The following is a 24,681-nucleotide window of genomic DNA, read 5'->3' on the forward strand; positions in this document are numbered from 1 at the left end:
TAATTTTCACTTGCAATCTATTGCCAGTTTGTGTATAATAAATATACTTCACATAAATTGACGCATTAGGGAACTCACACAAGGATGCGAAACATCAAACCGACACATAAACCTATAAAGACCTTTTACGCAGAACTCAAACAATACGAAAGCCTGGGTGCGACAAATGAAACCGAAATCCGACTCGCCTTTGCAACACTCTTCCAACACTACGCCAGACAAAATAATCTGACGCTTATCTGTGAAAAATCGCTCCGAACACCGCAAAATACCACAATTTACGTCGATGGCATGCTGCCTGATAACGTCTTCGGCTTGCCGCGCGGTTATTGGGAAGCGAAGGACCTCCACGACAACCTCGCTATAGCGGTTAGGCAGAAATTTGACGCAGGCTATCCGCAGGATAATATACTCTTTACAACGCAAGAACGCGCCATCCTCTATCAAGATGGACAAGAGGTGATGGATGTCGGTATCGCTGACGCGGAGGCGTTTATTCGGGTGCTTCACGCCTTCTTCAGTTACGAACAGGCGGACGTTGCTAACTGGGAACGCGCTGCTGTTGAATTCAAGGACAAAGTGCCTGCTCTCGGTGAACGCGCAGCGATATTAATCCAAAACGAAGAGGCAACCAACGCTCGGTTTCAGGAGGCGTTTGCGGACTTCTATCGCCACTGTCAAGCGGCGATTAATCCGAACCTTTCAAAGTCTGCTGTCGAAGAGATGCTCATCCAACATCTCTTGACGGAACGGATTTTCCGCACTGTCTTTGATAATCCAGATTTCACTCGTCGAAATATTATCGCACGTGAAATTGAAAATGTGATTGATGCCCTCACATGGCAGGCTTATAACCGTTCCGAGTTCCTCCGCGAACTCAATCCGTTCTATGGTGCGATTGAACGCGCTGCTGCAACCTTTATAGACTTCTCGCAGAAACAACATTTCCTCAATACTGTGTACGAGCAGTTTTTTCAAGGCTTCTCGGTTAAGGTCGCTGATACACACGGCATCGTTTATACGCCGCAGCCGATCGTTAATTTCATGGCGAAAAGTATCTCACATCTACTTGCGACCGAGTTTGGACGTTCACTCTCGGATACAGGCGTTCACATCATCGACCCGTTCGTTGGCACGGGTAACTTCATCGTGCGGCTCATACAAGCGATTGATAAAACCGCGCTCAAGGCGAAATATAGCGATGAACTCCACTGCAATGAGGTGTTGCTGATGCCTTACTACATTGCGAGTATGAACATTGAGCATGAGTTTTATGTTGCTACAGAGCAGTATCAGCCTTTCGATAACCTCTGCCTTGTGGATACGTTTGATTTGACGGCGGAGCGTCAGTTGTCCTTGTTCGCGCCAGAGAATACGCGGCGGGTTGAGCGGCAGAAGGAGACAGAGATGTTCGTGGTTATTGGGAATCCGCCCTATAATGCACGGCAGATGGATGAGAACGATGCCAATAAGAACCGTAAGTATCCTGAGCTGGATAGGCAAATTCAGGAAACGTACGCCGAAGCCTCCACCGCGACGAACAAAACCGCGCTTTACGATCCGTACGTCAAAGCAATCCACTGGGCATTGGATAGAATTGAAACAGATGGGATCGTTGCGTTTGTGACGAACCACAACTTTATCGACGGTCAGGCGTTCGATGGAATGCGGAAACATCTGTCGGATGCGTGTGATAAGATTTATCTGCTGGATTTGGGTGGCAACATCCGTAAAGGTCACGCTGGGGATGCCAATGTCTTTGATATTCAAGTGGGGGTGAGCATTAACCTGTTTGTGAAAAAGGATCAGGATAGGGGCGAGGTTTTAAACCTCGCCAGCGAAGCGGTTGCAAACCCCGCCAGCGAAGTGAGAGCACCTGCCGATATTTTTTACAACGGTGAGACTACGGAGATGCCGAAAGAGGCAACGTTTGAATTTTTGGACACGTGCGAACACATCGGCAATGTCAACTGGGATTCTATCCAACCCGACGCGCGCCATACCTGGCTCACCGAAGGACTACGCGAGGATTTTGAGACCTTTGTGCCGATGGGGAGTAAGCAGGCAAAAGCAGCGAAGGGTGAGGTTTCGGGTGTGATTTTCCACCAGTTTAGCAACGGTGTAAAAACGAATCGCGACGCGTGGACTATTAACTTTGACCGAGAGGCACTCGCGGCGAACGTTCAGGGAATGATAGGATTCTATAATACACAAGTATTTAAGTGGCAAGGAATCGCGGATAAATCAAGCATAAACATTGATGATTTTGCAGAGTATGACAACGCGAAAATTAGTTGGAGCCGCGATTTAAAAGCGAAGTTGCGGACAGGTAGAATTGCTGAATACGATGAACGCAAAGTGAGAACCTGCCTCTATCGTCCATTTGGAAAAAGAAATATCTTCTTTGACAGAATTCTCAATGATGTTGTATATGTGTTTCCATCTATTTTCCCCACATCCGAGACTGAAATTGAAAATCAGGTAATTTGTGTCAATATATCACGAGAAAAACCATTTACTTCTCTCATGACTAATTGCATTCCTGAACATATTATGACAGGCGGTTTTGGCTCAGCTGGGCAGTACTTTCCTTTCTACATCTATGATGAAGATGGCACGAACCGACGGGAAAACATTACGGATTGGGCATTGGTACAGTTCAAAGTGCATTACAAAGACGCGAGCATCACCAAGTGGGATATTTTTCATTATACTTATGCGCTCCTGCATCATCCTGCGTATCGGGAACGGTATCAGGTGAATCTCAAACGGGATTTGCCGCATATTCCTTACGCACCCGAATTTTGGGAATTTGTTGAGGCGGGCAGACGGTTGGCAGATATCCACGTTCATTATGAAGACCAACCTCAGTATAAATTAGATCTGATTGAAGCACCGGATATGCCGCTGGATTGGCGTGTGACACAGATGAAATTCTCTAAAGACAAAACAGAGATAAAATACAACGATTTCTTGACGTTGGCGGGAATTCCTGCGGAGGCGTTTGCGTATCGGTTGGGGAACCGCTCGGCATTGGAGTGGGTGGTGGATCAGTATCGTGTGAAGACGGATAGGCGGAGCGGTATCAAGAACGATCCAAATCGCTTGGACGATGAAACGTATATCGTGGATTTGATTCGGAAGGTCATCGGTGTGAGTTTGGAGACGGTGGGGATTGTTGAGGGGTTGTTGGGGTTGAAAATCTCTGAGGAGAAATCATAATGGATAGGAAAATAAGGATTATAATGCTTGTAATGGCATTAGGCATGATGTGTGCCGAAGAGTTGATGATATTGTCTGCACAGGATTCAACGGGATCTGCAACTCAACAAACGCAAATTCCAAACGACACATCAAAAGAGCAAGTATCAACACACACTCCTCAGGATCCCCTTACCCAGCAAACGCAACCTTCAAATGATACAACAGGAGAAAATCCATCTACTGGTATCCGTATATTCGGTATCCATTTCGATCCAACACTTAGATTGGACATGTCCCTTAGTATTTTTCTTATGCTCCTTGTTTTCATTTTTGGCAGTAAAACACGATCCAAATCCCCTCCAGAATTGACAAGTGAAGAAGTAAGCAAACCGGAGAACGCCAGTGAGGTCGAGGAATACATCAAAGCAGTTGATCGGAATCCTAAAGCCACTCTTGTAGAAAAAGCTATCGCCGATGCTTATATGTTGCAACGAGGTGAAAGGATTGAGGAGGCAATCGAAAAGTGGCGTTCCATTGCTAACATTACTGAGGGTAACGATAATAGACTTGCTTCTCGTGGTTTGGTTTCAGTTGGTTACCTCTGTGTAAAAGAAGGCATGGGAGAGGACGCATTATTGGCTTTAAACAAGGCAATTAACTTGGAACCAGATTTCGTTGAAGCTTACAACAATCGGGGTGCAGCGAAGAACCTCCTTGGAAAACATCAGGATGCTATTGCTGATTATGATAAGGCGATTCGACTAAAACCCGAATATGCTGGAGCCTATGATAGTAGAGGTTCGACAAAGTACTTGCTTGGAAGGAGCCAGGATGCCATTGCTGATTACAATGAGGCAATCCGGCTAAAATCAGATGATGTCCAAGCGTATTATCACCGAGGACAGGCGAATAAAGCCGTTAAAAAATATGAGGAAGCTCTCGCTGACTATGATAAGGTGATTGATTTACAACCGAATTGTGCCGAGGTCTATAACCATCGGGGTTCTCTACAGGTTATGCTTGGACACTATAGGAAGGCCATCACCGATTACACCAAAGCAATTCAACTAATAAAATCTGGCGAGGTAAAACTTAACAACAGTCAAGAAAACTCCATTTCTTTCACTCTTAAAGAAAACACAAAATTTGGTGAGGCAGAAGTCTACTACAACCGCGGAGTCACAAGAGCTAGGATCGGAGAATATGAGGAGGCTTTTGCTGATTTCAATGAGGCACTTCGACTAAAACCTGATTATGCAGAAGCATACAATAATCGCGGTCAAATCAACACTCTGCTTGGGAAACACGAAGACTCTCTGACTGACTATAACGAAGCAATTCGGCTAAAACCCGATTATGTTGAAGCCTATAGCAACCGAGGTCCCACAAATCTTATCTTTGGTAAATACGCGGAGGCTCTTATGGATCTAAACGAAGTCATCCACCACCAACCTAATTCTGTGCTTGCTTTTGTCAATCGGGCGGAGGCAAAGGTGAATTTGAATCGCATAGACGAAGCGAGATCAGATTTCCAAACCGCTTTGGAATTGGCAGAGCAACAGCAGAACACTGATCTTAAAGCCTCTATTGCGACACGATTTCAGCAACTTGACAATTCAACATTACAAACCGATGAAACATGATATAGTAGAGCCCGTAATTATTTGCCCATGCAGGAACCGTAGGGATTGGGGAACCTTGGAGAAACACCATAGTCCTTACAAATGCCGCCCCTACGGGGCTTGGTTCCTGTCGGAGACATGTTTCTACACAGAGGCCGTCCCTACGGGACTAAAGAGGGTTGCTGGGGTGTACGAAGTTTATGGCTAAAACCCGGCGCAGTTGGAATGCAGGTCGCATTTGGGCGTGTACGCCGCAAAACAGCGCCTACCGGACCTGGGCCTACGACGGTTATTTGCTCTAAAATTGACACTTATGGGGAACCTTGGAGAAACACTGTACGAGCGTGTCGTGTGAACTGTGAAGTTGTATGTTCCGATGCCACAGGCTAACGGTTTCCTATGCTACAAATATAAACTTACTTTCGGAATTTACTATAAACAGAGGTAGGCGTAAATAATGTTAACATTCAGATTTGCGAAAAATAATCTTTTGCTCACGGATATGGTGCCGAGTATGCCCCAATTGTTGGATAACTCTAAACCGGTACAAACGCGCACATTGGAACCTGCTGTATGTCCCCTGTATCCCGAAACTGCCTACCAGTGGTTAGTAGAAGTATTAGATGGATTAATCGACTTCGGACAACGGCACGGACATTACGGTGTTATCAAGTTGAGTGAAGACGAGTATCAATGGCTTTTTGATGATGTATTGGAAGAATTAATCTGTTCCGTTGGTGAAGATGAAAACCACCCGTTAGACCCGCTGATGACCTGTATTTTTCGGATTATTGACAATTATGAGGATAAATATGTACCAGAACTGACAGAACTGTTTCCAGAATTGGCAGAGGAAACACCCGTAGAAATTGCAAGCGAAAACAATAACCTACCACCTTACGCCTCAGAACTGAGCGATGGCGAACTTGCTGCGCACGCCTTTTTCTCGATCGGTTGTCTCCTCTGGGAAGGAGGCAAGGCAGAAAAAGCACTCTCTGCTTACGACACGGCAATTCGGTTGCAACCGGATTATGCCGAAGTTTACAACAACCGAGGCAATATCAAAAATGAATTAGGTTCTCGCGATGCTGCCCTTGACGATTATGATGCTGCAATTCGCCTCAATCCACATTTCCCCGAAGCCTACTACAACCGAGGGGTTCAGAAAATCATAAGTGAAGAATTTGACACTGCTATTGTAGACTTTACCGAGGCGATTCGCCTAAATTCTAACTATACTGAAGCGTACGCTCATCGTGGTGTAGCAAAGACTGAGTTGGGAAATATTGATGAAGCAAGATCGGATTTCCAGACTGCCTTGGCATTGGCAGAAAAGCAAGGTAACCCTGATTTCAAAGCCCTCGTTGAAAAGTGGCTACAACGACTCGATCCAATAGTCCCAAAACAAGACAGCAAGCAACCACGGCGCGGTGGGCAGTGGAAGGGGAAAGTAAAGATAGCGGATGATTTTGATGGGCTCCCTGAATCCTTTACGGAAGTCTTCCGCGGGGACAAAGAATAAATTCGCTATTGGATCCTACTGTGCTGCTGGAGGTACAACTAACTATACACATATCGCCCCGCTGGGGCTAAAGAGGTGGGACATCGTATTGCTATAGACATTCCGCCCCGCTGGGGCTAAGATGTGAGCCGAAAATGTCTTTACTATAAACATACCACCCCCACAAGGCTGATGCTTCGTCACTAAGCGTCTACAATCCTGAAAATCCCGGTTCAGACAATCAATACCTATCATTACCCGATTAAATTCTTAACCTTCGTCAAACTTTATTTACCGAATAATTCTACACAGATACCGCCCCTACGGGGCTGCAGCTCTTGGAAACCGATGAGATGTTTTTTCTACGAGTTACGCTCGCGTAGAAACTCGAAAAAAATATCAAAGGTTTGAACATTGTGCATCAAACACACTTATGGTAAAGGGAGCGTATTATTTGGCGATTACGGGAAGGCGAGGATACAATCCTCGCCAGCGGCGATGAGCGTTTGCATTCCTGAAAACCTGTATACATGTTTCGATCCTTACTATAAATTGTCCAAACCTTAGTATAAAGGGACGACGAATAAATCCGCTATTGGATCCTACTGCTCTGCTAACTACACACATATCGCCCCGCTGGGGCTAAAAGATGGGGATATCGCGTTGCTATAGACATCCTGAAGAAATTTGCAGAAACACCCAAGCAAAGACACCCAGCAAAAACACTCTCGCCAGCAGCGGTGAGGTGTTTTGTGTTTTCCAAAGTGCCCTTTTATTTTCCTGTTTTACTATAAAAACCTAAGTTGCCACCTGTTTGTGCACATAGCACTCCGCTGGAGCAAGAGGTTGTGGACCCCGGTTTCTATAGATATACCACCCCGCTGGGGTGGGGAAAATACCTAAACCCCTCGTTGGAACGTTCAAAATTTGTTAGTAGCAACTTGGGTTATAAAACGTCCTAATATTTGTTAGTAGCAACTTGGGTGAGGTATAGGTTTTTATTCAAGCGTGTCGAAGGGGATTCGACAGACTCCGATTAAGTCTAAACCTGTGTAGAGTTGTACCTCGGTGACCTGAAAATCGGCGGTCGTGATGCTATGCGTCAAGTCGTCATGCGTGGCACTTATGAACGATTTTAATAACGTCCCCCCGACATCAGAACTCAGTCGTAAGAGTGGCTTGGGGAGCCAATACCGCATTTTTAGGATATCATAGTTGAAAATCTGTTGGAGGTGCTGTGCCCGGATCTCTTGAAATTGCTGCACTTTTGAACTCCCTTGGAGTGTATAGAGCGTCACATCTCTAAAATTCATTGAAAGAAGATTTCGGAACTCGCTGGCGTTGTATTCGCATTCGTGATGGGGCGATTGGAGACCTGTAGACTCCCGAAGTGGAGAATATCGATTCGGTGTTGAAATGAGAAGCACTGCTGCGGGGTGGACCAAGCGTTTGGCGACTTCCTCCAAGAAATACTCGGGAGTTCTTAGGTATTCAATGAGATGAAAACAGCAGACGACATCAAACGTATAAGGAAAATATTTGTGAAGTTGTGAGACATCTTGGATGTAGAAATCGAGATTGGGGAGATTGTATTTCTGCTTTGCTTGTTGGATGGTCTTTTTGTCTTTGTCAACGGCGACGACCTGTTTTGCGTGTTGTGCCAATAGGTGTGCGCCGTATCCTTCGCCACATCCGAGGTCCAAGACGCGCTGCGCTTGTGTGAATTGCGTTGCGTATTCATAGACGGCGCGATACTGATAGTAGAATGGATGATTCGCTTTTTGGGTTGGATCTGTTGTTTCTGCCATGAGAAAAGGTCTTAGGCACTCCTTCTGTAGGGGCTGGTCCCCATAAATAACACACAACGGAAACCCGTTATTTGCTATAATAGAAACCAGCGCTGCTATAGTGTACTTATGGCAGTGTTACGCGTGGCAGGTGCTTGGAACGCCTGCTGCGCACCCCGAAAACGGGGAGCTGCCCCTGACGCGATTCACACGATATTAGCAGATGTGCTTCAGCATGAAATCAGCGTCATATAAAATTTACCATAAAATGCAAAAATTGTCAAATTTTTTTAATAGGACTTTTAAATAGGACTTACTATAACCGTTACCGCGCGATTGGCGAAACACTTTCCAAATCCTGCCCAATCTTACCACTTTTTCAGGGGTACCTAATGAAGTTGCGCAAGTAAATCAGTCCTGCAGTGAACCCCAACGCTTTTCTGTGCGCTTCCTTGAGATGTAGCAGATGACGTGGATCCATTGATAACCGATAACTGAAAACTATAGTAAAACCCAAAAGTAAGAGGGGACTTTGGAAAACACAAAACGCCTCACCCCCGCTGGCGAGGTTTGATGAAGTTTCAATAAATAGCCCTGACTTGGGCTAATAATCAATTCCTATCTTTTTGTGGATGTGATATACTAAGGCAAATATGTATTTCACAAGGTCACATTGCTTATGAATTTTCCAACGCTGTCGGAGTCGAGACGTATTGAGATGCTCCAACCGCCGACGGGGCAAGTGCGCATGGTGCTTGACACTGACACCTATAACGAAATCGACGACCAATTTGCTGTCGTTCACGCGCTGCTCTCGCCTGAACATCTCAACGTTGAGGCACTCTACGCCGTACCTTTCCATAATAACCGCTCAAATAGTGCGGAAGATGGGATGGAGAAAAGCTACGATGAAATCCTGCGGCTTTTAGAGTTCCTCGATGTCTCCGCCGACGGCTTCGCCTACCGTGGCTCCAGAGCGTTTATTTCCGATAGAGAGACCCCTGTTCCGAGCGATGCAGCGACTGATATGATCGAACGGGCAATGGCAAGTAGTACAGAAGAGCCGCTTTACGTCGCCGCTGTCGGTGCAATAACAAATGTCGCCTCTGCTATTCTAATAGAACCCGAAATTATCGAACGCATTGTCGTTATCTGGCTTGGCGGCAATCCGTTGTACTGGCCACACACCCGCGAGTTCAACCTTATGCAAGACCTTCAGAGTGCGCAAGTGGTTTTGGACTGCGGTGTGCCTTTCGTTTGGCTACCAGCACGCGGGGTCGTCTCACATCTACACACGACGGTTGCTGAGATGGAACGCTATGTGCAGGGTAGAGGCAAAGTCGGAGATTACCTCGTGGAAATCTTCAAAGACTACTCAAGCGACCATTTCGCTTGGTCAAAAGTGATATGGGATATATCTGCGACAGCCTACCTCATCAATCCAACGTGGGTACCGACAGAAATCGTTCACAGTCCCATCTTGACGGAAGCAGCGACATGGAGTTTTGATAACAGTCGTCATCTTATGCGTGTTGCGTCGAGTGTGAATCGGGACGCTATTTTCAGGGATCTGTTTGAAAAATTGCAACACCATACCGCTTAAAGATATGACAACATTGAATAAACCGAAAAAGATCCCAGCGGGAACATCCTTTGAATTCGGAGCGCACCGTTTTCACTTTGGTGCGGAGATCGTCGAATTAGTAGATTCCAGCTCACTTCTCAACAATCCGAATGCATTGCACAGAAAGATGTGTGAGAATGGATACCTCTTTATTCGAGGGTTCCATCCGCGAAAGGATGCGGAGAAAGCAGCACATTGGACCTTGCAAGCGATTGCGCAAAACGGTGGGTTAAAGCCGGATACTTCGGTTGAAGAGGGTATCATCGGCAAAGCGAACCAGACATTTAGCTTCTTTCGGCAGACCGAGGTGGCGCATGCCAAACCGATTCTTGATGTTGTGGATAGCCAGCGAACGATGCAGTTCTACGAAGAATTTCTCGGGGGTCCCGTCATTACGTTTGATAAACGGTGGCTTCGCTGCATGGCGAAGGGTGGACATAACCATTTTCACTACGATAGCGTTTACGTTGGGCGCGGCACACAGAACCGGTACACGATGTGGAGCGCATTGACGGACATTGGTTTGGAAAATGGACCCCTCGTCATCTGTCTCGGTTCCCATCGGCACGATCGGTTAAAGTCCACCTACGGCGCGACCGATATGGACCGCGATTTGACGGAAGCCGTGTTTAGCACCGATCCACGTGAGATGGTTGAGAAATTCGGATTCACGTTGGCAACAGCGCATTTTCAGCCGGGGGATGTTATTATCTTTGGACTTTACATGATGCACAGCAGTGCCCCGAATCGCTCTGACCGCTATCGTATCAGCATCGATACGCGATACCAACTCGCTCGCGAAGAGAAAGATGACCGCTTCTTTTTCCGTGAAGACGGCAGTTGGCTCGGTAATTTCTACAACAAAGGCGCAAGTTACAAACCGATAGAGGAACTCCGCCAGGAGTGGGGATTGGAATAATGGGATTACAAGGAGGATTGGCATGGTTTACAAACAGTGGAGATTTGTGGCTTTAATCGCCATTTTGATTTTTTACGCAATTGGAAACAGTGTCGCAGAAAAGGCAACCGCAACTGGTACTGTGTTTCTGGATACAAACGGAAACCAAGTGAGGGACGATACCGAGAAGGGATTGCCTGGGGTTCGCGTCTCCAATGGACAGGATGTTGTCCAAACTGATGCTAACGGGCAATACTCGCTCGCAGTCAGTGACGACACCATTCTCTTTGTCATTAAACCGCGTGGATTTATGACACCGGTGGATGAAAATCGTCTGCCGAGATTTTATTACATTCACAAACCGCACGGTTCACCAGAAGGACTGAAGTATGCTGGCATCGCACCAACCGGTCCATTACCCGCATCAATTGATTTTCCACTCACTGAACAGCCCGAACCGGATACCTTCAAGGCACTCGTCTTCGGGGATACACAGCCCTATAATATGCAAGAGATTGAGTGGTTAGCACATGATGTCGTTGAGGAAATTATTGGAACTGATGCGGTGCTCGGAATCAGCCTTGGCGATTTGGTAGGCGACGATTTAGATTTATTTCACCCACTTAACGCAGTGATGGCTACCGTTGGGATACCGTGGTACAACGTCCACGGTAATCACGATATGAACTTTCTCGCTACGGATGACCGGTACGCCGATGAGACCTTTGAACGTGTTTACGGGCCGGCGTGCTACTCGTTTGACTGGGGACCTGTACATTTCATCAACATCGACAATGTGTACTTTCACCGCGATGAAGAAGACAACCCTCGCTACTTGAGTGAGGTGGGAGAACAGCAGTTGACCTTCATTCGGAACGACCTCGCTTTTGTGCCGAAGGATCAGCTTATTGTTATATCCCTACATATTCCGTTGACCGAGATGCGTGACGTGAAGCAATTGATGAATCTACTCGGCGACCGTCCCCATACGTTATCCCTGTCAGCACACACGCACATCCAACGGGATGACTTCGTTGGACCGGAGCACGGTTGGCACGGGGACACCCCACATCATCACCACAATCATGCGACGACATCAGGGTCTTGGTGGCGGGGCGCGCTTGATGAAATCGGGATTCCGCACACAACCATGCGAGATGGTGCGCCGAATGGATATGGTATTTTCACATTCAGTGGCAATCAGTATTCAATTCGGTTCAAAGCCGCCCGTCGTCCAGCGGATTATCAGATGAATATCTGGTCACCTTGGGAAGTTGCGTCAGCAGAAACCGGCGAAACAGATGTCATCGTTAACGTTTTTGGAGGCACCAAACGCTCAACAGTTGAAATTCGCTTGGGTGAAGTTGGGGAATGGAGACCGATGACCCATACGCCTCAGGAAGACCCCTACTATAAAGCACTCAAGGCACGGGACGATACGAACCAGCTTGAGCGGAGACTGCATACCGCCCTTCGAGAAACAATGAAGGCGCAGTTGAAGGAAGAGGGTGAACTGCCACAAAGGGGACGAGGGATTAGCGGAATCGTAAAGTCAACGCATATCTGGCAAGCGAAGCTCCCAACGAACGTTCCGAAAGGAACGCATGTTATCTACGTCCGTACAACTGATATGTTCGGTCAAATTTTCATAGGACGCAGAATCATCCGAGTGCAGTAGTCCGGTATCAGTATTCAACCATCATTATAGTGGGCACCCACAAGGGGTGTCCCTACACATTTTGATAATTCACCGATTGCGATGCCTTCATAGAAGTGGGACATTCCAGTCGTCAGCGCAAATAACTTCAAGCTGATCGTGCGGTTTGAAGTAATCGGTTGGATGGTGGTCTTCACCCATGTCGCCGAATAGCCTTCGGCGGCGTGGTGTCATCCGTGCGAGAACGTCCGCGGGTAGTTTGTCGTAGTCGTAAGGGCGGGACCACATCTGCCCGTAACGGAAGGTGACGCTTTTGCGGATACGATCCGTCCGATTCGGACCGACACCGTGCCACATCGCCCATGGGAAGATGACCGCGTCTCCAGCCTCGGCAAGGACTTGAATCGCACCGTCGGGATACTCGCCTTTTTTAAACCCGTTTTCAGGGAAATCTATCTTGTGGCTGCCGGGTACACACATAAAATTCCCTTGATTTGGTTCGGTCAGATCCGTTAGGAAAAACTGGATTTTGAATTGGAGGGGTAGACTATCCGGATGCGGATGAATCCGTTGAAGTGAGGGACCCGCATCCGTATGAAATCCCATCAAAGCGTCAACATCTGGGTGCCGAACGTAGATTTGCGTTCCCATGATTTGGAGATAGGGTCCCATCAGCGAAAGGATCGTGCCGAAGGTGTGTGGATGATCGGTGAGTGGATCGAGAGCATCTGTTCGCTCAATCGCACGGATAATCGTATAGGCACCTTTTCCAAACGGATTATCGCCTTGTAGACTCGGTGTTTCTTGGACATACGTCTCAATTGCTGAATCCACAGCCGTCAAAAGTGTCTCAATTTCAGCAGACGAAAGCACGTTTTTGATGATCAGAAATCCCTCTTTTTCCCATTCTTTTCGTTGGACATCCGTCAAGTATGGAGATACCATTTTTTCTTGCTCCTTGTTAATAAGCCAAACGTAACACGTCCGTTAATTTTAAGGAAATTATAGACAAATTGTGATACTGTGTCAAGCCCGTTTTGCCAATAAAACTCAACGTTTTCGCTGAATTTACGTCTAATATTAAAAAGGATGAGGTTAGAAACCTCGCCAGCGAAAATAACAATATTTAGCACCGATAGAGAAAGTATGGATAACTTCACAAAAATTCTTACTACCATCCGTCGCCCCTTCCAACAAGAACTTCGGAAGGGATGCAAGGATGATGTCGTTGTTAACGGGTTGGGCAGTTATGTTCAACTATGGGTAAAAAATGGAGATGCGTTTGTTCTGGACGCAACTCAGAAAGAGATGTTGAACGGTTTGGCGAACCTCTTTGAAAATTACAAAGGGTTATCGCCTACTGAACGGCAGCGCACACTTGAGGAGGCAACGAAACGGATTAATGATGCCCTTGGGCAAGCATCCCGAATCTCCAGTCTTGAAGAAAATCCACCAACACGTTCAGAGCCGACGACCCAACGCACAAGTGGTAAAAAGAATGGGCAGCAAACCGAGATGCTGCCGCTCTTTAAAAAAATAGAAAACCCGCCAGAAAGATTACCGATACAACAGGAACAGACAGAAGAACAAGCAATTGATACAAAGCAAAGGGAATCCCTGCCCCTTTTTCAGAATGTGGAGACTTCCCCACAACACGTAGAGAGTACTCCCACGGAAGAAGCCACCGCATCTGTGCCGATCCCCGACACGCCTGTTGGAACAGACATCACTTCACTCGATTTCTTAGGTGAACCGCTCCAGTATCTCAAAGGTATCGGGCCCCGCCGCGCCAGTATGCTTCGGGAAGAACTCAATCTTCAAACGGTTGGTGAATTCCTCGCATACTACCCTCGCGATTATATTGACCGCTCCAAGATGATAGAGATTTACAGAGTGGGAAGACGGGAAGACGATGAACCGGAGACCATCCAAGGTAAGGTCGTCAGTCATACCTCTTCTCCAACTGCAAAGGGAAAACGCATCGGTAAGGTCTCAATTTACGACGGAACGGGTGTCGCCATGCTCGTCAACTTCGGGAGACGCATCGGCGTTATGAAGGGATTGCTTCCAGTGGATACCGAAGTTGTCGTCAGCGGCAAATTCACGCGTCGTTACAATGAAATCCAAGCGACCGATTACGAGTTTGAACTGTTCGAGGAAAGCGATGAGACACAGGGTCTGATTCACACCAAACGGATTGTTCCGAAATATCCACTCACAGCGAAACTTACGGCGAAAATGATGCGTATGTGGATGCGTACCGCGCTTGATGAATATGGACAACAGATCCCTGAGATTTTACCGCTCGCGCTCCGCCAACGTCAAGGCTTGATTGACAGGCAATCGGCTATCAATGAGATTCACTTTCCGACATCAGAAGCGCATCGAAAAGCGGCACAAAAACGACTCGCCTTTGAGGAGTTTTTTCTGCTCAGTCTCGGCATGGAGATGAAAAAGGAACACCGGACCTCGGAGGACGGTATCGCGTTCCAAGTTGGAACGGAAACAGGAGAAAATGTTCCGGCACTGTTACGTGATTTCGTCGCATCGCTTCCCTACGAACTCACCAACGCGCAAAAACGGGTCTTCGCTGAAATCCAGGACGATATGCGGAAGAAAAACGTCATGAATCGATTGATTCAAGGGGATGTCGGTTCTGGCAAAACTGTTGTCGCAGCGATGGCGTTGCTCTGTGCGATTGAAAACGGGTATCAAGGCGCACTAATGGTACCGACTGAAATCCTCGCAGAGCAGCACTATTACAATCTTTCGGAGATGCTTGAGCATCTGCACAAAACAAACAAGGGGACTGCAGAAGAAGACGGTGGGAAAATAAACGTTGTACTTCTCAAAAGCGACCTCCCCAAAGCAGAACGTGAAGAGGCATTAGAAGCGATCACGAACGGTTCCGCTGACCTCATCGTTGGGACCCAGGCGTTGATACAGGAAGGTGTGGATTTTCAGAAACTCGGACTCGTCATCATAGACGAACAACACCGGTTCGGCGTGATGCAACGGGCAACACTTCGTAACAAAGCGCAAGCGGGAAACGGCGATTTGAAACAGCAGGTTACCCCTCCGCCAGCCCCAGATGTGCTTGTCATGACAGCGACACCAATCCCAAGAACACTCGCCTTGACACTCTACGGAGACCTGAATGTGTCCGTTATTGACGAGATGCCACCGGGTAGACAGAGGATTAAGACCTACTGGATAAAGGAAAAGGACCGAGAAAAGTTATACGGTAACCTTCGGAAGGAGATCCAACGCGGCAGACAGGCATACATCGTCTATCCGCTCGTCGAAGAGTCCGAAAAATTGGAAGAACTCAAAGCCGCTACAGAAATGGCAACGCACCTTCAAAATGAGGTGTTCCCTAACTTACGCGTTGGACTTTTGCATGGGCAGATGAAATCTGTCGAGAAACAGGAAGTCATGGCGAACTTCAACGCACGGAACATTGACATCCTCGTTTCAACGACCGTAATTGAAGTCGGTATTGATGTGCCGAACGCAACGCTGATGGTAATTGAAAACGCGGAACGGTTTGGGTTGTCCCAGTTGCATCAATTGCGCGGACGCGTCGGACGTGGCGAGCATCAATCGGCGTGTTATCTCGTTGCTATACCGAAAGGGGACGATTCCTATCAGCGCATTCAGGCGATGATTCGGACCAACAACGGCTTTAGGATCGCAGAAGCAGACCTAAATATCCGCGGTCCCGGAGAATTCTTCGGCACTCGCCAATCGGGTGTCCCGAACTTTAAGATAGCGAACATCATCCACGATGCCACACTTCTGGAGACAGCAAAAAAAGAGGCGGAATTATTAATCAAGGCGGATCCGGCGTTAGTCGCACCTGTACATCAATTGCTGAAACGGATGTTACAGAAACATTGGCGAGGGAATTTGGAGATAGCGTCGGTTGGTTAGCGAAAGGAGAATCCAATGACATACGACATAACAAAAATGACTCATGCAGAGTTCAGTGCTTGGCTTGTGCCGATAGTAGACCGTCCGCTCTTTGAATCCCGCGAACGACTTGTCACATTGCTTGCCGAGAATACAGATAGGGAGGCATTGGAAACTGAGTTCCAAGAGTTTTATGAAGGCTACTGTGGTCTGGCATTTGAGTTAGAGGAGCCTGAGGAGCAGCTGGTTTCAATATTGCGAGAGTGTGATACGTTTGCATCGCTACAAGAGCGCGTCATAGTCGTCGAAGCGGTGCGAAAGACATCGCCTGCAGGACGGATAGCACGACGGATGAGCGACAGACCGCTGATCACCGATCCGCAACCGGAGATAAAGGTATCGGCACTATCGGATGACGAATTCCGTGCGCTGATGGAAACGCTTACGAATTGGGAACTTTTTGCAGCGCGCGAGCGAGTTGCAAAACTACAGAAGGCAGCACCATCGGTTGCCATGACAGATCAGTTGAAATCTGCGTTTTTTGAGTTTTTCGTGTGCTATCTGGAGTTAGAGCAGTTTCTTGAGGATTACTATTATGATCCCGATGAGGGATTGGAATTGCGTCCGGAGGTGGCTGAGAGGTTAGAACGGAGCGTGGCAGAATATGAGTCTGGTGAAGTCAAATCGATTCCGGTAGAGGAAGTAGCAAAAAAATTAGGACTGAAGTGGTAATGTACAGTTTGGAAATTATGCCAAAAGCGGAAGCAGATTTTGCCCGTTTAGATGCTACGATTGAACAGCGAATTCTCGACAAACTGAGGGTATTATGCGAAAATTGCGATACACATCGCCACGAGGCTCTCCGAGGCCCACATAGAGGTAAGTTCCGTTTACGCGTTGCTGGTGCTTATCGAGTTCTGTATACTTTCAATAGACAAACAAGGACAGTTGTTGTTCACGAAGTTAGACATCGGAGCAGCGTTTATTAACATAGACGTGAAATGTGTAATTTACTTCAGAACAATGACCCAACAAATAACCCATTTACAGAGACGTAATTATCAAATGGTATAACTGCGGGACAGTCTCTGAGAAATCACCGGAGATGTGGTAGCCTTCACCGCCATCTTTCACTGTGCGGATGAGGATTGTCTTTTTGGGGCGGTGGTAGTAGTGGGCATCGGTGGTCTCCCCCTCGTCTTGGAAATCGGGGAAATCAATCAGGTCGAAGTTTGCAGTCGTGAAACGCCGAATTTCTTCACCGCGCTGGATTGCGATGTTGCGTGCCATTGAGAGGCTTTTGAGATAAACTTCGGGTCCCATGACAGCGGAACCCAGATTCAGAAAAACCCCGCCTTCTAATTGTGAGACACTGTGCGCAAACCTGAGAAAATCTTCGCCTGTCGTCCACCCCATTGCGGCGTAATCAGCGGAAGGATGCTGGTCGATGATGTCATAGCCGATGCCTTTGTGAACGGTGAACGGCACACCCAACCGATACGCAGCGGCGAACATGCTCACATCGCGATGCGGAAAAGAGATACCCTGTTCACCTTCTTGGATTAATCGACCGACCGCTTCCCCGAAACCGAGTTTATCTCGATACCCTCGAACAATTGCCTCGTTCAGGTAGCGTCCCGTCTCTTCCCAATTGCCGAACTTACCGTCCCAGATATAGTCTTCAACATCTTCGAGCGTTGCCCCGATGTGCGCGAGTTCAAAGTCGTGGATGGCACACGCGCCGTTGGCGGCAACATGCGTGATAATACCACGTTCCATCAAATCAATGATAAAGTGAGAGTTACCACGCCGCATGACGTGCGCGCCCATCATCCAGATGACCTGTTTTCCGGAGCGGTGTGCCTCAACAATACGATCAGCAACAGTATGGAGGTGTGGGTTTTCATGGGGTGGCGGTTCTGCATCTAACGCATAGACATCCGCCACCGTCATCTTGTGTCGGCGTTCAGTGAGCGGTAGGACTGTGAGTTGCTCACGATTCAGTTTGTTCATTTTAATAACGCAAGGGTACAGGGTAGGTACAAGACCTACCCCTACGGGATACAGGGTAGGCACAAGACCTACCCCTACGTTTAATAGTGAAGAAACGGCTACTCGGCAAACTTGGCAGAGACAATTTTCGAGATACCTGCCTGTTCCATCGTCACACCGTACATCGCGTCAGCGATCTCCATCGTGCGGCGATTATGCGTGATAATAACGAATTGTGTATTCTCGGAATAGGCACGGATAAGGTTTGTGAAACGGAGGACGTTTGCTTCGTCAAGTGCGGCATCAACCTCGTCAAGGACACAGAAAGGACTCGGCTTAATTTTAAAGACAGCAAACAGGAGCCCAATGGCAACGAGTGAACGTTCACCACCGGAAAGCTGCGTGATGCTCTGCGGACGTTTGCCCGGCGGACGCGCAATAATGTCAATCCCCGAGTCCAGCACTTCAGACGGATCTGTCAAAAGTAATTCCGTTTCGCCGCCGCCGAAGAGTTGTGCGAAAACCTCTTGGAAGTTCGCCTGCACCTTTTCAAAGGTCTCAAGGAATACATCCTTTGAGGTCTGGTTAATTTTCTGTATCACCTGATAGGTGGCTTGCATGGATTTTTCGAGGTCGGTGCGCTGGGAAACAAGGAAATCTTGGCGTTTCTTATGTTCTTCGTAAGCCTCGATCGCCTTGAGATTTACTGCGCCCATCGCGGAGATTTCAGCTTTCAACTTTTCGACGCTATCCAACAGATCAATCTCGTCCATTGCCTGTTCATTATCCGCCAAAGGTGGCAGTGCATCAATTGAAACCTGATATTTATCGTGGATTCGGGTTGAAACTGATTTTATACGCATTTCCAGCTGGGTCGTTGCGACCTCAAGTTTATGCCGCTCTCGGTTCTGTTTCTCGAAGTTTCTACGGGTTGCGCGCATTTCTTTTTGGAGAACGGTTACCTCTTGAAGGAGCGTCTCGCGTTCTTGCGTTAATTGATCAACGTGTGCTTCTGCTTCGGCACGGTCGCCCTCTAAACTAAGGAATTTGCGTTGCGCTGCGGCGACCTGTTCTCCAAGGTCAATCTTCGTCTGTTCATCGGAGTCAATAATTGCCTGCTGTTCAGCAATATCCTTTGTTGCGCGTTGGTATGTATCCTCAATCGTTTCTAACTCGGACATCAAACCCTGCAATTTCTGATGCTGCCCTGCCAAAAAGACTTCCATCTCTTGGCAGCTCCCGGCGACTTCAGCATGTTTCTTGTTTTCGCTCTCAATCTGTTCGGATACGCGCTCAATCCAGCGTTGCGTGCGAGTACTCTTCTGCGTCAATTCGGTGATTTCAGTCTCAAGTGCCTGCTGTTCCTCTCGTGATGCATCGACGGCTTTGCTTAAGTTTCGGTTTTCTGTCCGAACCCCGGCAAGTTGCTGTTCAAGTCGGACAACCTGAAGGTTCGCCTGCTCCATGTCCTTCGTCAGCGATGCTTTCTCAACGCGCTTATCTTGCCATTTTGCGGTGAGCGTCTGCCGCGTTTTTTGCAAATCCGCTATTTTGGCGGCGTACGCCTTACGCTTGTCAACCTTTCGATTTGAGCTCTGTGTCAATTTCCCGATCTCATTTTCGAGCGTTTCGAGTTCACGGGCGCGACGGAGTAACCCACTCTGTCTCTGATTCGTTTGACCGCCGGTGATAGCTCCAGACGTATCAATGATATCTCCGTCTAAAGTAACGAGACGTGCCCTCGGGCGGAATTGGCGGGTAAGAGCGACAGCAACATCCAAATCCTCAATGACGAGTGTATTCCCCAACAGATGTTGCATGGCAGGTTCATATTCATTGTCATAGTCAATCAATTCCTGCGCGATGCCGATGACACCGGGTTCGTTGAGCAGTGCCTCATCATAGAATCTGCGTTCGCGTATAAAATCGAGCGGTAGAAACTTCACCCTACCCGCGCGATGCTTTTTCAGGAAAGCCACACTCCTTTGTGCATCCTCAGCAGTCTCAGTAATAACACTCTGAATATCGCTCCCGAGTGCGACCTCTATCGCGACTTCATACTCAGTGTCCGTGGCGAGCAATTCAGCAACAACACCACAGACCCCCTGAAACTGCTCGGGATAGCGGGTTTTTGCCTGCATTACCGCCCGAACACCAGCGTAGTATCCTTCATAAGCAGATTGCAATTCCTGTAGCGATTTAAGCCGTGAGACGTTGCTGCCTAACGTATTCTGTAAACCTTGAATTTCGGTTTCAATCTTGCGGAGGGCATCCTGATTTTCCTGCAGATTCGTTTCGACGTGATTTCTCTCGGCTTCAATATGAACGAGTTCTGCTTTCAGCTGTGTTTCGGCGCGTTGGACCGCAGCGTGCACATCAATAGCAGTCTTGAGTTCGGTTTCCAAAGCCTCTGTATTTTCTTTGAGGCGATGGAGATTTCCCTCGTTACTATTCAAATCGTGCTCAATTGCGAGACGTTTGCGCTCGCGGTCTTCCAATTCGGTTGCGTTCTCCTGTAAGACAGTCTGCGCGTCTTGTACAGACTCTTTAGCGGCAGTGATACGTTCGGCGAGTTGTGTGAGCAGCTGCTGACGTGCTGTCAGTCGGCTTTCTTCTATTTTGTAGGATGCCTCAAGTTTTTGGTGCTCTTGGGTCCGCTCTCGCTTCTGTGTGAGCAGTGCGGTTTGCTGTGCTTTCAAGGACTCAAGCGTTTGCAGGGCGCGCTCGCGTTGCCTTTGGATGTTGAGTTGACGCTCTTTGTGAAGAACGATCTGACGCTCAATTTGCTCAATGTTGGTTTCAATCTCACGAAGTGCCGTCTGTCCGTCCCGGATGGCTTCATCCAATTCAGATTGGCGGTTTGTGGAATTTTCAATGCGTTCCTCGGCAGCTTTAAGCGTTTCAGAGGCACCGGCGACACTGGTGAGAATGTCATCCAAGTCCGCTTGGGCTTGGTTATAATCCATGCGGAGTTTATCGTATTCCCTGTGGGCAAGGTTTAACTCAAACTGCTTTAGTTGTGCTTGTTGTGTGTTATAGTGCTGCGCTTGTTCCGCTTGCTGTTTGAGTTCTTCAGTTTCACGCTGTAACTCCTGAATCACATCGTTGATACGGACGAGATTTTGCTCGGTCTGTTCAAGTTTACGGAGTGCTGTTTTCTTTCGGTGTTTATATTTCGTAATGCCAGCAACTTCATCAAATAGAAAGCGGCGTTCTTCCGGTCGCACGTTTAGGATTACATCAATCTTGCTCTGCTCCATGACGGAGTAGGCATCAACGCCGATCCCGGTATCCATAAAGAGTTCACTAATATCGCGGAGACGGCACGGGTTCTGATTAATCAGATAGCGGCTTTCGCCATCGCGTCCAAGGTGCCGACATACCTCAACTTCGGGAGCCTGAAGGGCAACGTTGGGAGGGTCTTGTGCGAGTGCATCTGTATTGGCAAGCCCATTATTTGAAAAACGGAGTGCTACCTCTGTTTTCTGTGCGGGTGCAAAGTTGGCACCCCCGTTGAAAAGTAGGTCGCGCATAGAGGAACACCGAAGGGCGCGGGCACTCTGTTCTCCAAGTACCCACCGAATGGCATCGGACACGTTGCTTTTTCCGCAACCGTTGGGTCCGACAATTGTAGTGACACCCGGTTCGAGTATCAATTCAACATCTTCGGCGAAACTCTTAAATCCACGAATTTTGATGCTGTTTAAGTGCAAAGGTTCAGCCTCCTTCACTACAAATTCAGGCAATTAGCTAAATGATAAGCAGTTTTAGGGTGCAGCTTTCAAAGGCGATGACCGCCTCATGCAGAACAGGCACGCCAGCAAACTTCGTCCGAGGGCGGACATTGTATAAAACGCAGCATAGGTGAAAAAAGTTTCACGATTTTCACGACCTTAGTGTTCTCGCCACTGTCAAAACGTCAATTTCAACGGGATCGGCAGTCCACAATTCGCTAACGGCTTCACGGATGGTAGCACCGGTCGTGAAAACATCGTCTATAATTAGAAGCCGTTTTCCACGGATAACCTCCGGGTTCCGGATGCCAAAAGCACCGATGATATTTCGCTGGCGGGCTTCTCTATCCAAACTACTCTGTGCCGCCGTATGCCGATGCCGAACCAGTGTGTCCGTGAGAACCGGTACACCCGCTGCTCCCGCAATCGCGTTGGCAAGGAGTGCCGCCTGATTAAAGCCGCGTTCTCGTAAACGCTTCTTATGAATCGGGATGGGCAGAACGAAGTCGTATTCTGCCATGTTACAGTCTGTAGGCATACGTGCGTTTATCAGTTGAATCAGATGTTGTGCAAGCACCTTCTTCTTCTCAAATTTGAAGAGATGTATTGCCTCTTGGAGCGTTGTCTGATAAAATGCTATAGACCTGAGTTTGCCGTAACGCGGCGGGGAGATCGCACACGGATCACAAAGCCCATCCACGCCCGGCGTGCCGCATATATCGCACCAAGGGGGTTCAAGGAATTGAATATCCTGCCAGCAGTCATTACAGATATAAGGCACGGATGTAACCCCAATAAATTCCTCACAGACCCGGCATTCCGCGGGGTAAAGGAAAACAACGGCAGTTTCAAATATGTCTCGTAACAGGGAAGGTACCTGTAATCCTATCGGTTTCGATCTCATCAGATTCAACACCTGAATGAAATTAGAAGTTATCATACAATAAGTTTAACATAAGTAGATTTTAATGTCAAGACAAAAGAGGAGAAAAAACAAGATGGAAAGACCGGTTGTATTTTACAATCAAGAACAACAGATAAACGGGATACTGCATTCACCAGTAGATTGCGATGCCCCGGGTCCAGCAGTTGCCTTCTTTCATGGATTCACTGGAACAAAGGTTGAACCCCACAGAATATTTGTTAAGACTGCACGGGAACTCGCCTCTATTGGTTTTTACGTGCTTCGCTTCGATTTCCGTGGTTCCGGGGACAGTGAAGGCGATTTTTCAGAGATGACCATTGGGGGCGAGATCTCCGATGCCATCAAGTCAATTGATGTCCTTAGTGCCATGCAAGGCGTAGACCCTGAACGCATCGGAATTTTGGGGTTGAGCATGGGCGGGTGCGTTGCGGCGTGTGTTTCTGGACAAGATGCACGCGTGAAATCGACGGTGATGTGGGCACCACTCTCGGACGACCCACCAGATCGGAAACAGGAAATCTTGGAGAGGTCCAAACATACACCAACACCAGAGGAGATCGCGCAGCTAAACCCAAATATCGTTGGGAAGGCGTTCTATGAAGAACTCCCCGAAATAAATCCTTCCACTCTCATTCAGCAGTTTAGGGGCGCGCTCCTCGTCATCCACGGTAGTGCTGACGATGTGGTGCCGGTCTCTCACGGCAAACGCTATTATGAACTCACGCGTGGACGCGACGCTCCGACAGCACTTGAGATTATTGATAAGGGCGACCATACCTTCAACACCGTTGCATCAGAGCAAACGGTCATCGCCAAATCGGTTGCGTGGTTTCAGCAGACGTTGGCATAGATTATTCAGATGCAAGACTAATGCGGATCGCCTCAAGGGCACCCCTCGCGTCTTCCAAATTCGGGGGTTGATCAGCGGTATCTCGGATTTCAGAGAGCCACAATTCCTGAAGCGTCGGTTGTGCGGAATCCGGTATAGAGATTGGCGTTACACCAACGGGTGTTGTGCAGTGCCATTCGCCACCAGCATCGCTTATCGTGCCTTCGGTGAGGACGTATCGCTCGTGTTCTTCAGCGGCGTTAATGGCTATGCCCCCTGCCCATGTCCACTGTCCAATGCCACCACGCTTGAATTCAACGGTGAGCGTGTTGACAAATCGGTCGTATTGCCCATTCCGCTTTAGTCCTTCATAGACAGCATTTTTTTTAACAGACGCGGCTCCACCGAAGAAATCCACAATCGGATAGATATGGTAGATGAAGAAGTGAGCGGGTGTACCTGACACGGGTAAATTGAAGAGAATCTCAGGACGGGCACCGCGCCCCGGCGTGAGACGCACAAACGAGGTGAGGAGTAAGTCGCCGAGTTCGCCTATCTTTTGCTTGAGTGCCTTGTGGGTGTTGGAGACAACTTCTGGATGTGAGACTCGCAGCACACGACCCCGCTCTTCAGCGATCCGAAGTGCTGCCTCTCCTTCACCGACATCACTGGCGAGCGGATATTCCACAAAGACGTGTTTATCCGCCTGTAACGCTGCGAGGATAATCTCACCGTGGCTGTCGTTGTGCGTACAGATAACGATGCCGTCTATATCTTCGCGTTGAATAAGGCGATGCCATTCAGGGATAAATTCGGCGTTATGTGCTGCAGCAAGTTGTGTTCCTGTCTGCTGATTTCTGGAGGCGATCGATACGATTTCAGCGGTCTCCATTGTTGCAAATCGGGCGAAATGGTGCCGTGCCATCCCGCCCGAACCGACAATTCCGATTTTAATTTTCGTCATATTTTCCATCAATGGTAGTGGGCACCCACAAG

At 48.1% G+C, this 24,681-nt stretch carries 16 protein-coding genes; 10 read left to right on the plus strand and 6 right to left on the minus strand.

Annotated features, from left to right (window positions below; genetic code table 11):
- The first annotated feature begins 84 nt into the window (after window positions 1-84).
- The 3 genes from OXH39_16325 to OXH39_16335 all read left to right on the plus strand — a co-directional run bounded on the left by OXH39_16325 (window position 85) and on the right by OXH39_16335 (window position 6,348).
- The gene (locus tag OXH39_16325; protein MCY3552028.1) at window positions 85-3,222 is read left to right on the plus strand and encodes an N-6 DNA methylase; all 3,138 of its coding nucleotides are present in this window, start codon (window positions 85-87) and stop codon (window positions 3,220-3,222) included.
- Window positions 3,222-4,847, plus strand: coding sequence for a tetratricopeptide repeat protein (locus OXH39_16330; GenBank protein ID MCY3552029.1), 1,626 nt, complete (start codon window positions 3,222-3,224; stop codon window positions 4,845-4,847). The genes OXH39_16325 and OXH39_16330 overlap by 1 nt, the downstream gene beginning before the upstream one ends.
- A gap of 436 nt (window positions 4,848-5,283) precedes the next feature.
- Window positions 5,284-6,348, plus strand: coding sequence for a tetratricopeptide repeat protein (locus OXH39_16335; GenBank protein ID MCY3552030.1), 1,065 nt, complete (start codon window positions 5,284-5,286; stop codon window positions 6,346-6,348).
- Window positions 6,349-7,325: 977 nt separating this feature from the next.
- On the opposite strand, the gene OXH39_16340 is transcribed toward OXH39_16335, so the two are convergent.
- Complete coding sequence (locus OXH39_16340; protein MCY3552031.1) at window positions 7,326-8,135, minus strand: class I SAM-dependent methyltransferase; 810 nt, start codon at window positions 8,133-8,135, stop codon at window positions 7,326-7,328.
- Window positions 8,136-8,793: 658 nt separating this feature from the next.
- Between OXH39_16340 and OXH39_16345 the strand changes: the two genes are divergently transcribed.
- Genes OXH39_16345 through OXH39_16355 form a run of 3 tightly spaced genes read left to right on the plus strand, consistent with a single transcriptional unit; the run spans window position 8,794 to window position 12,314 of the window.
- Window positions 8,794-9,717: a nucleoside hydrolase gene (locus OXH39_16345; protein MCY3552032.1), complete on the plus strand. Its 924-nt coding sequence runs from the start codon at window positions 8,794-8,796 to the stop codon at window positions 9,715-9,717.
- Window positions 9,718-9,721: 4 nt separating this feature from the next.
- Window positions 9,722-10,657, plus strand: coding sequence for a phytanoyl-CoA dioxygenase family protein (locus OXH39_16350; GenBank protein MCY3552033.1), 936 nt, complete (start codon window positions 9,722-9,724; stop codon window positions 10,655-10,657).
- 22 nt (window positions 10,658-10,679) lie between these two features.
- Entirely contained in the window at window positions 10,680-12,314 is a 1,635-nt protein-coding gene (locus OXH39_16355; GenBank protein MCY3552034.1) for a calcineurin-like phosphoesterase family protein, read from the plus strand.
- 87 nt (window positions 12,315-12,401) lie between these two features.
- Here OXH39_16355 and OXH39_16360 read toward each other — a convergent pair whose 3' ends face one another.
- A complete protein-coding gene (locus tag OXH39_16360; GenBank protein ID MCY3552035.1) occupies window positions 12,402-13,238 on the minus strand; it encodes a phytanoyl-CoA dioxygenase family protein in 837 nt (278 codons plus the stop codon).
- A 201-nt stretch (window positions 13,239-13,439) separates the two neighbouring features.
- Between OXH39_16360 and recG the strand changes: the two genes are divergently transcribed.
- The 3 genes from recG to OXH39_16375 are packed head-to-tail and all read left to right on the plus strand — an operon-like array spanning window position 13,440 to window position 17,194.
- Window positions 13,440-16,226, plus strand: coding sequence for an ATP-dependent DNA helicase RecG (recG, locus tag OXH39_16365; GenBank protein MCY3552036.1), 2,787 nt, complete (start codon window positions 13,440-13,442; stop codon window positions 16,224-16,226).
- 15 nt (window positions 16,227-16,241) lie between these two features.
- Window positions 16,242-16,937, plus strand: a complete 696-nt coding sequence (locus OXH39_16370) for a hypothetical protein (protein ID MCY3552037.1) — start codon at window positions 16,242-16,244, stop codon at window positions 16,935-16,937.
- Window positions 16,937-17,194, plus strand: coding sequence for a type II toxin-antitoxin system RelE/ParE family toxin (locus OXH39_16375; GenBank protein ID MCY3552038.1), 258 nt, complete (start codon window positions 16,937-16,939; stop codon window positions 17,192-17,194). Before OXH39_16370 ends, OXH39_16375 begins: the two co-directional genes overlap by 1 nt.
- Before the next feature lie 55 nt (window positions 17,195-17,249).
- On the opposite strand, the gene OXH39_16380 is transcribed toward OXH39_16375, so the two are convergent.
- From OXH39_16380 to OXH39_16390, 3 genes are all read right to left on the minus strand, one after another.
- Complete coding sequence (locus OXH39_16380; GenBank protein MCY3552039.1) at window positions 17,250-18,218, minus strand: hypothetical protein; 969 nt, start codon at window positions 18,216-18,218, stop codon at window positions 17,250-17,252.
- A 98-nt stretch (window positions 18,219-18,316) separates the two neighbouring features.
- The gene (gene smc, locus OXH39_16385) at window positions 18,317-21,910 is read right to left on the minus strand and encodes a chromosome segregation protein SMC (protein MCY3552040.1); all 3,594 of its coding nucleotides are present in this window, start codon (window positions 21,908-21,910) and stop codon (window positions 18,317-18,319) included.
- A 172-nt stretch (window positions 21,911-22,082) separates the two neighbouring features.
- The gene (locus OXH39_16390; GenBank protein ID MCY3552041.1) at window positions 22,083-22,835 is read right to left on the minus strand and encodes a ComF family protein; all 753 of its coding nucleotides are present in this window, start codon (window positions 22,833-22,835) and stop codon (window positions 22,083-22,085) included.
- A 94-nt stretch (window positions 22,836-22,929) separates the two neighbouring features.
- Here OXH39_16390 and OXH39_16395 point away from each other — a divergent pair, with 94 nt between their 5' ends.
- On the plus strand, window positions 22,930-23,706 hold the full coding sequence (locus OXH39_16395) for an alpha/beta fold hydrolase (protein ID MCY3552042.1): 777 nt from the start codon (window positions 22,930-22,932) through the stop codon (window positions 23,704-23,706).
- A gap of 1 nt (window position 23,707) precedes the next feature.
- On the opposite strand, the gene OXH39_16400 is transcribed toward OXH39_16395, so the two are convergent.
- The gene (locus OXH39_16400; GenBank protein MCY3552043.1) at window positions 23,708-24,649 is read right to left on the minus strand and encodes a Gfo/Idh/MocA family oxidoreductase; all 942 of its coding nucleotides are present in this window, start codon (window positions 24,647-24,649) and stop codon (window positions 23,708-23,710) included.
- Between the last annotated feature and the right edge of the window lie 32 nt (window positions 24,650-24,681).

The sequence above is a fragment of the Candidatus Poribacteria bacterium genome (genome assembly GCA_026702755.1).
GTDB lineage: Bacteria > Poribacteria > WGA-4E > WGA-4E > WGA-3G > WGA-3G.

Coding starts and splice junctions, on each gene's coding strand:
- OXH39_16355 (MCY3552034.1), top strand. CDS start 10,680: ATGGTTTACAAACAGTGGAGATTTGTGGCTTTAATCGCCATTTTGATT.
- OXH39_16395 (MCY3552042.1), top strand. CDS start 22,930: ATGGAAAGACCGGTTGTATTTTACAATCAAGAACAACAGATAAACGGG.
- OXH39_16380 (MCY3552039.1), bottom strand. CDS start 18,218: ATGAACAAACTGAATCGTGAGCAACTCACAGTCCTACCGCTCACTGAA.
- OXH39_16350 (MCY3552033.1), top strand. CDS start 9,722: ATGACAACATTGAATAAACCGAAAAAGATCCCAGCGGGAACATCCTTT.
- OXH39_16335 (MCY3552030.1), top strand. CDS start 5,284: ATGTTAACATTCAGATTTGCGAAAAATAATCTTTTGCTCACGGATATG.
- OXH39_16330 (MCY3552029.1), top strand. CDS start 3,222: ATGGATAGGAAAATAAGGATTATAATGCTTGTAATGGCATTAGGCATG.
- OXH39_16375 (MCY3552038.1), top strand. CDS start 16,937: ATGTACAGTTTGGAAATTATGCCAAAAGCGGAAGCAGATTTTGCCCGT.
- OXH39_16370 (MCY3552037.1), top strand. CDS start 16,242: ATGACATACGACATAACAAAAATGACTCATGCAGAGTTCAGTGCTTGG.
- OXH39_16360 (MCY3552035.1), bottom strand. CDS start 13,238: ATGGTATCTCCATACTTGACGGATGTCCAACGAAAAGAATGGGAAAAA.
- OXH39_16325 (MCY3552028.1), top strand. CDS start 85: ATGCGAAACATCAAACCGACACATAAACCTATAAAGACCTTTTACGCA.
- OXH39_16345 (MCY3552032.1), top strand. CDS start 8,794: ATGAATTTTCCAACGCTGTCGGAGTCGAGACGTATTGAGATGCTCCAA.
- OXH39_16390 (MCY3552041.1), bottom strand. CDS start 22,835: ATGAGATCGAAACCGATAGGATTACAGGTACCTTCCCTGTTACGAGAC.
- recG (MCY3552036.1), top strand. CDS start 13,440: ATGGATAACTTCACAAAAATTCTTACTACCATCCGTCGCCCCTTCCAA.
- OXH39_16400 (MCY3552043.1), bottom strand. CDS start 24,649: ATGACGAAAATTAAAATCGGAATTGTCGGTTCGGGCGGGATGGCACGG.
- OXH39_16340 (MCY3552031.1), bottom strand. CDS start 8,135: ATGGCAGAAACAACAGATCCAACCCAAAAAGCGAATCATCCATTCTAC.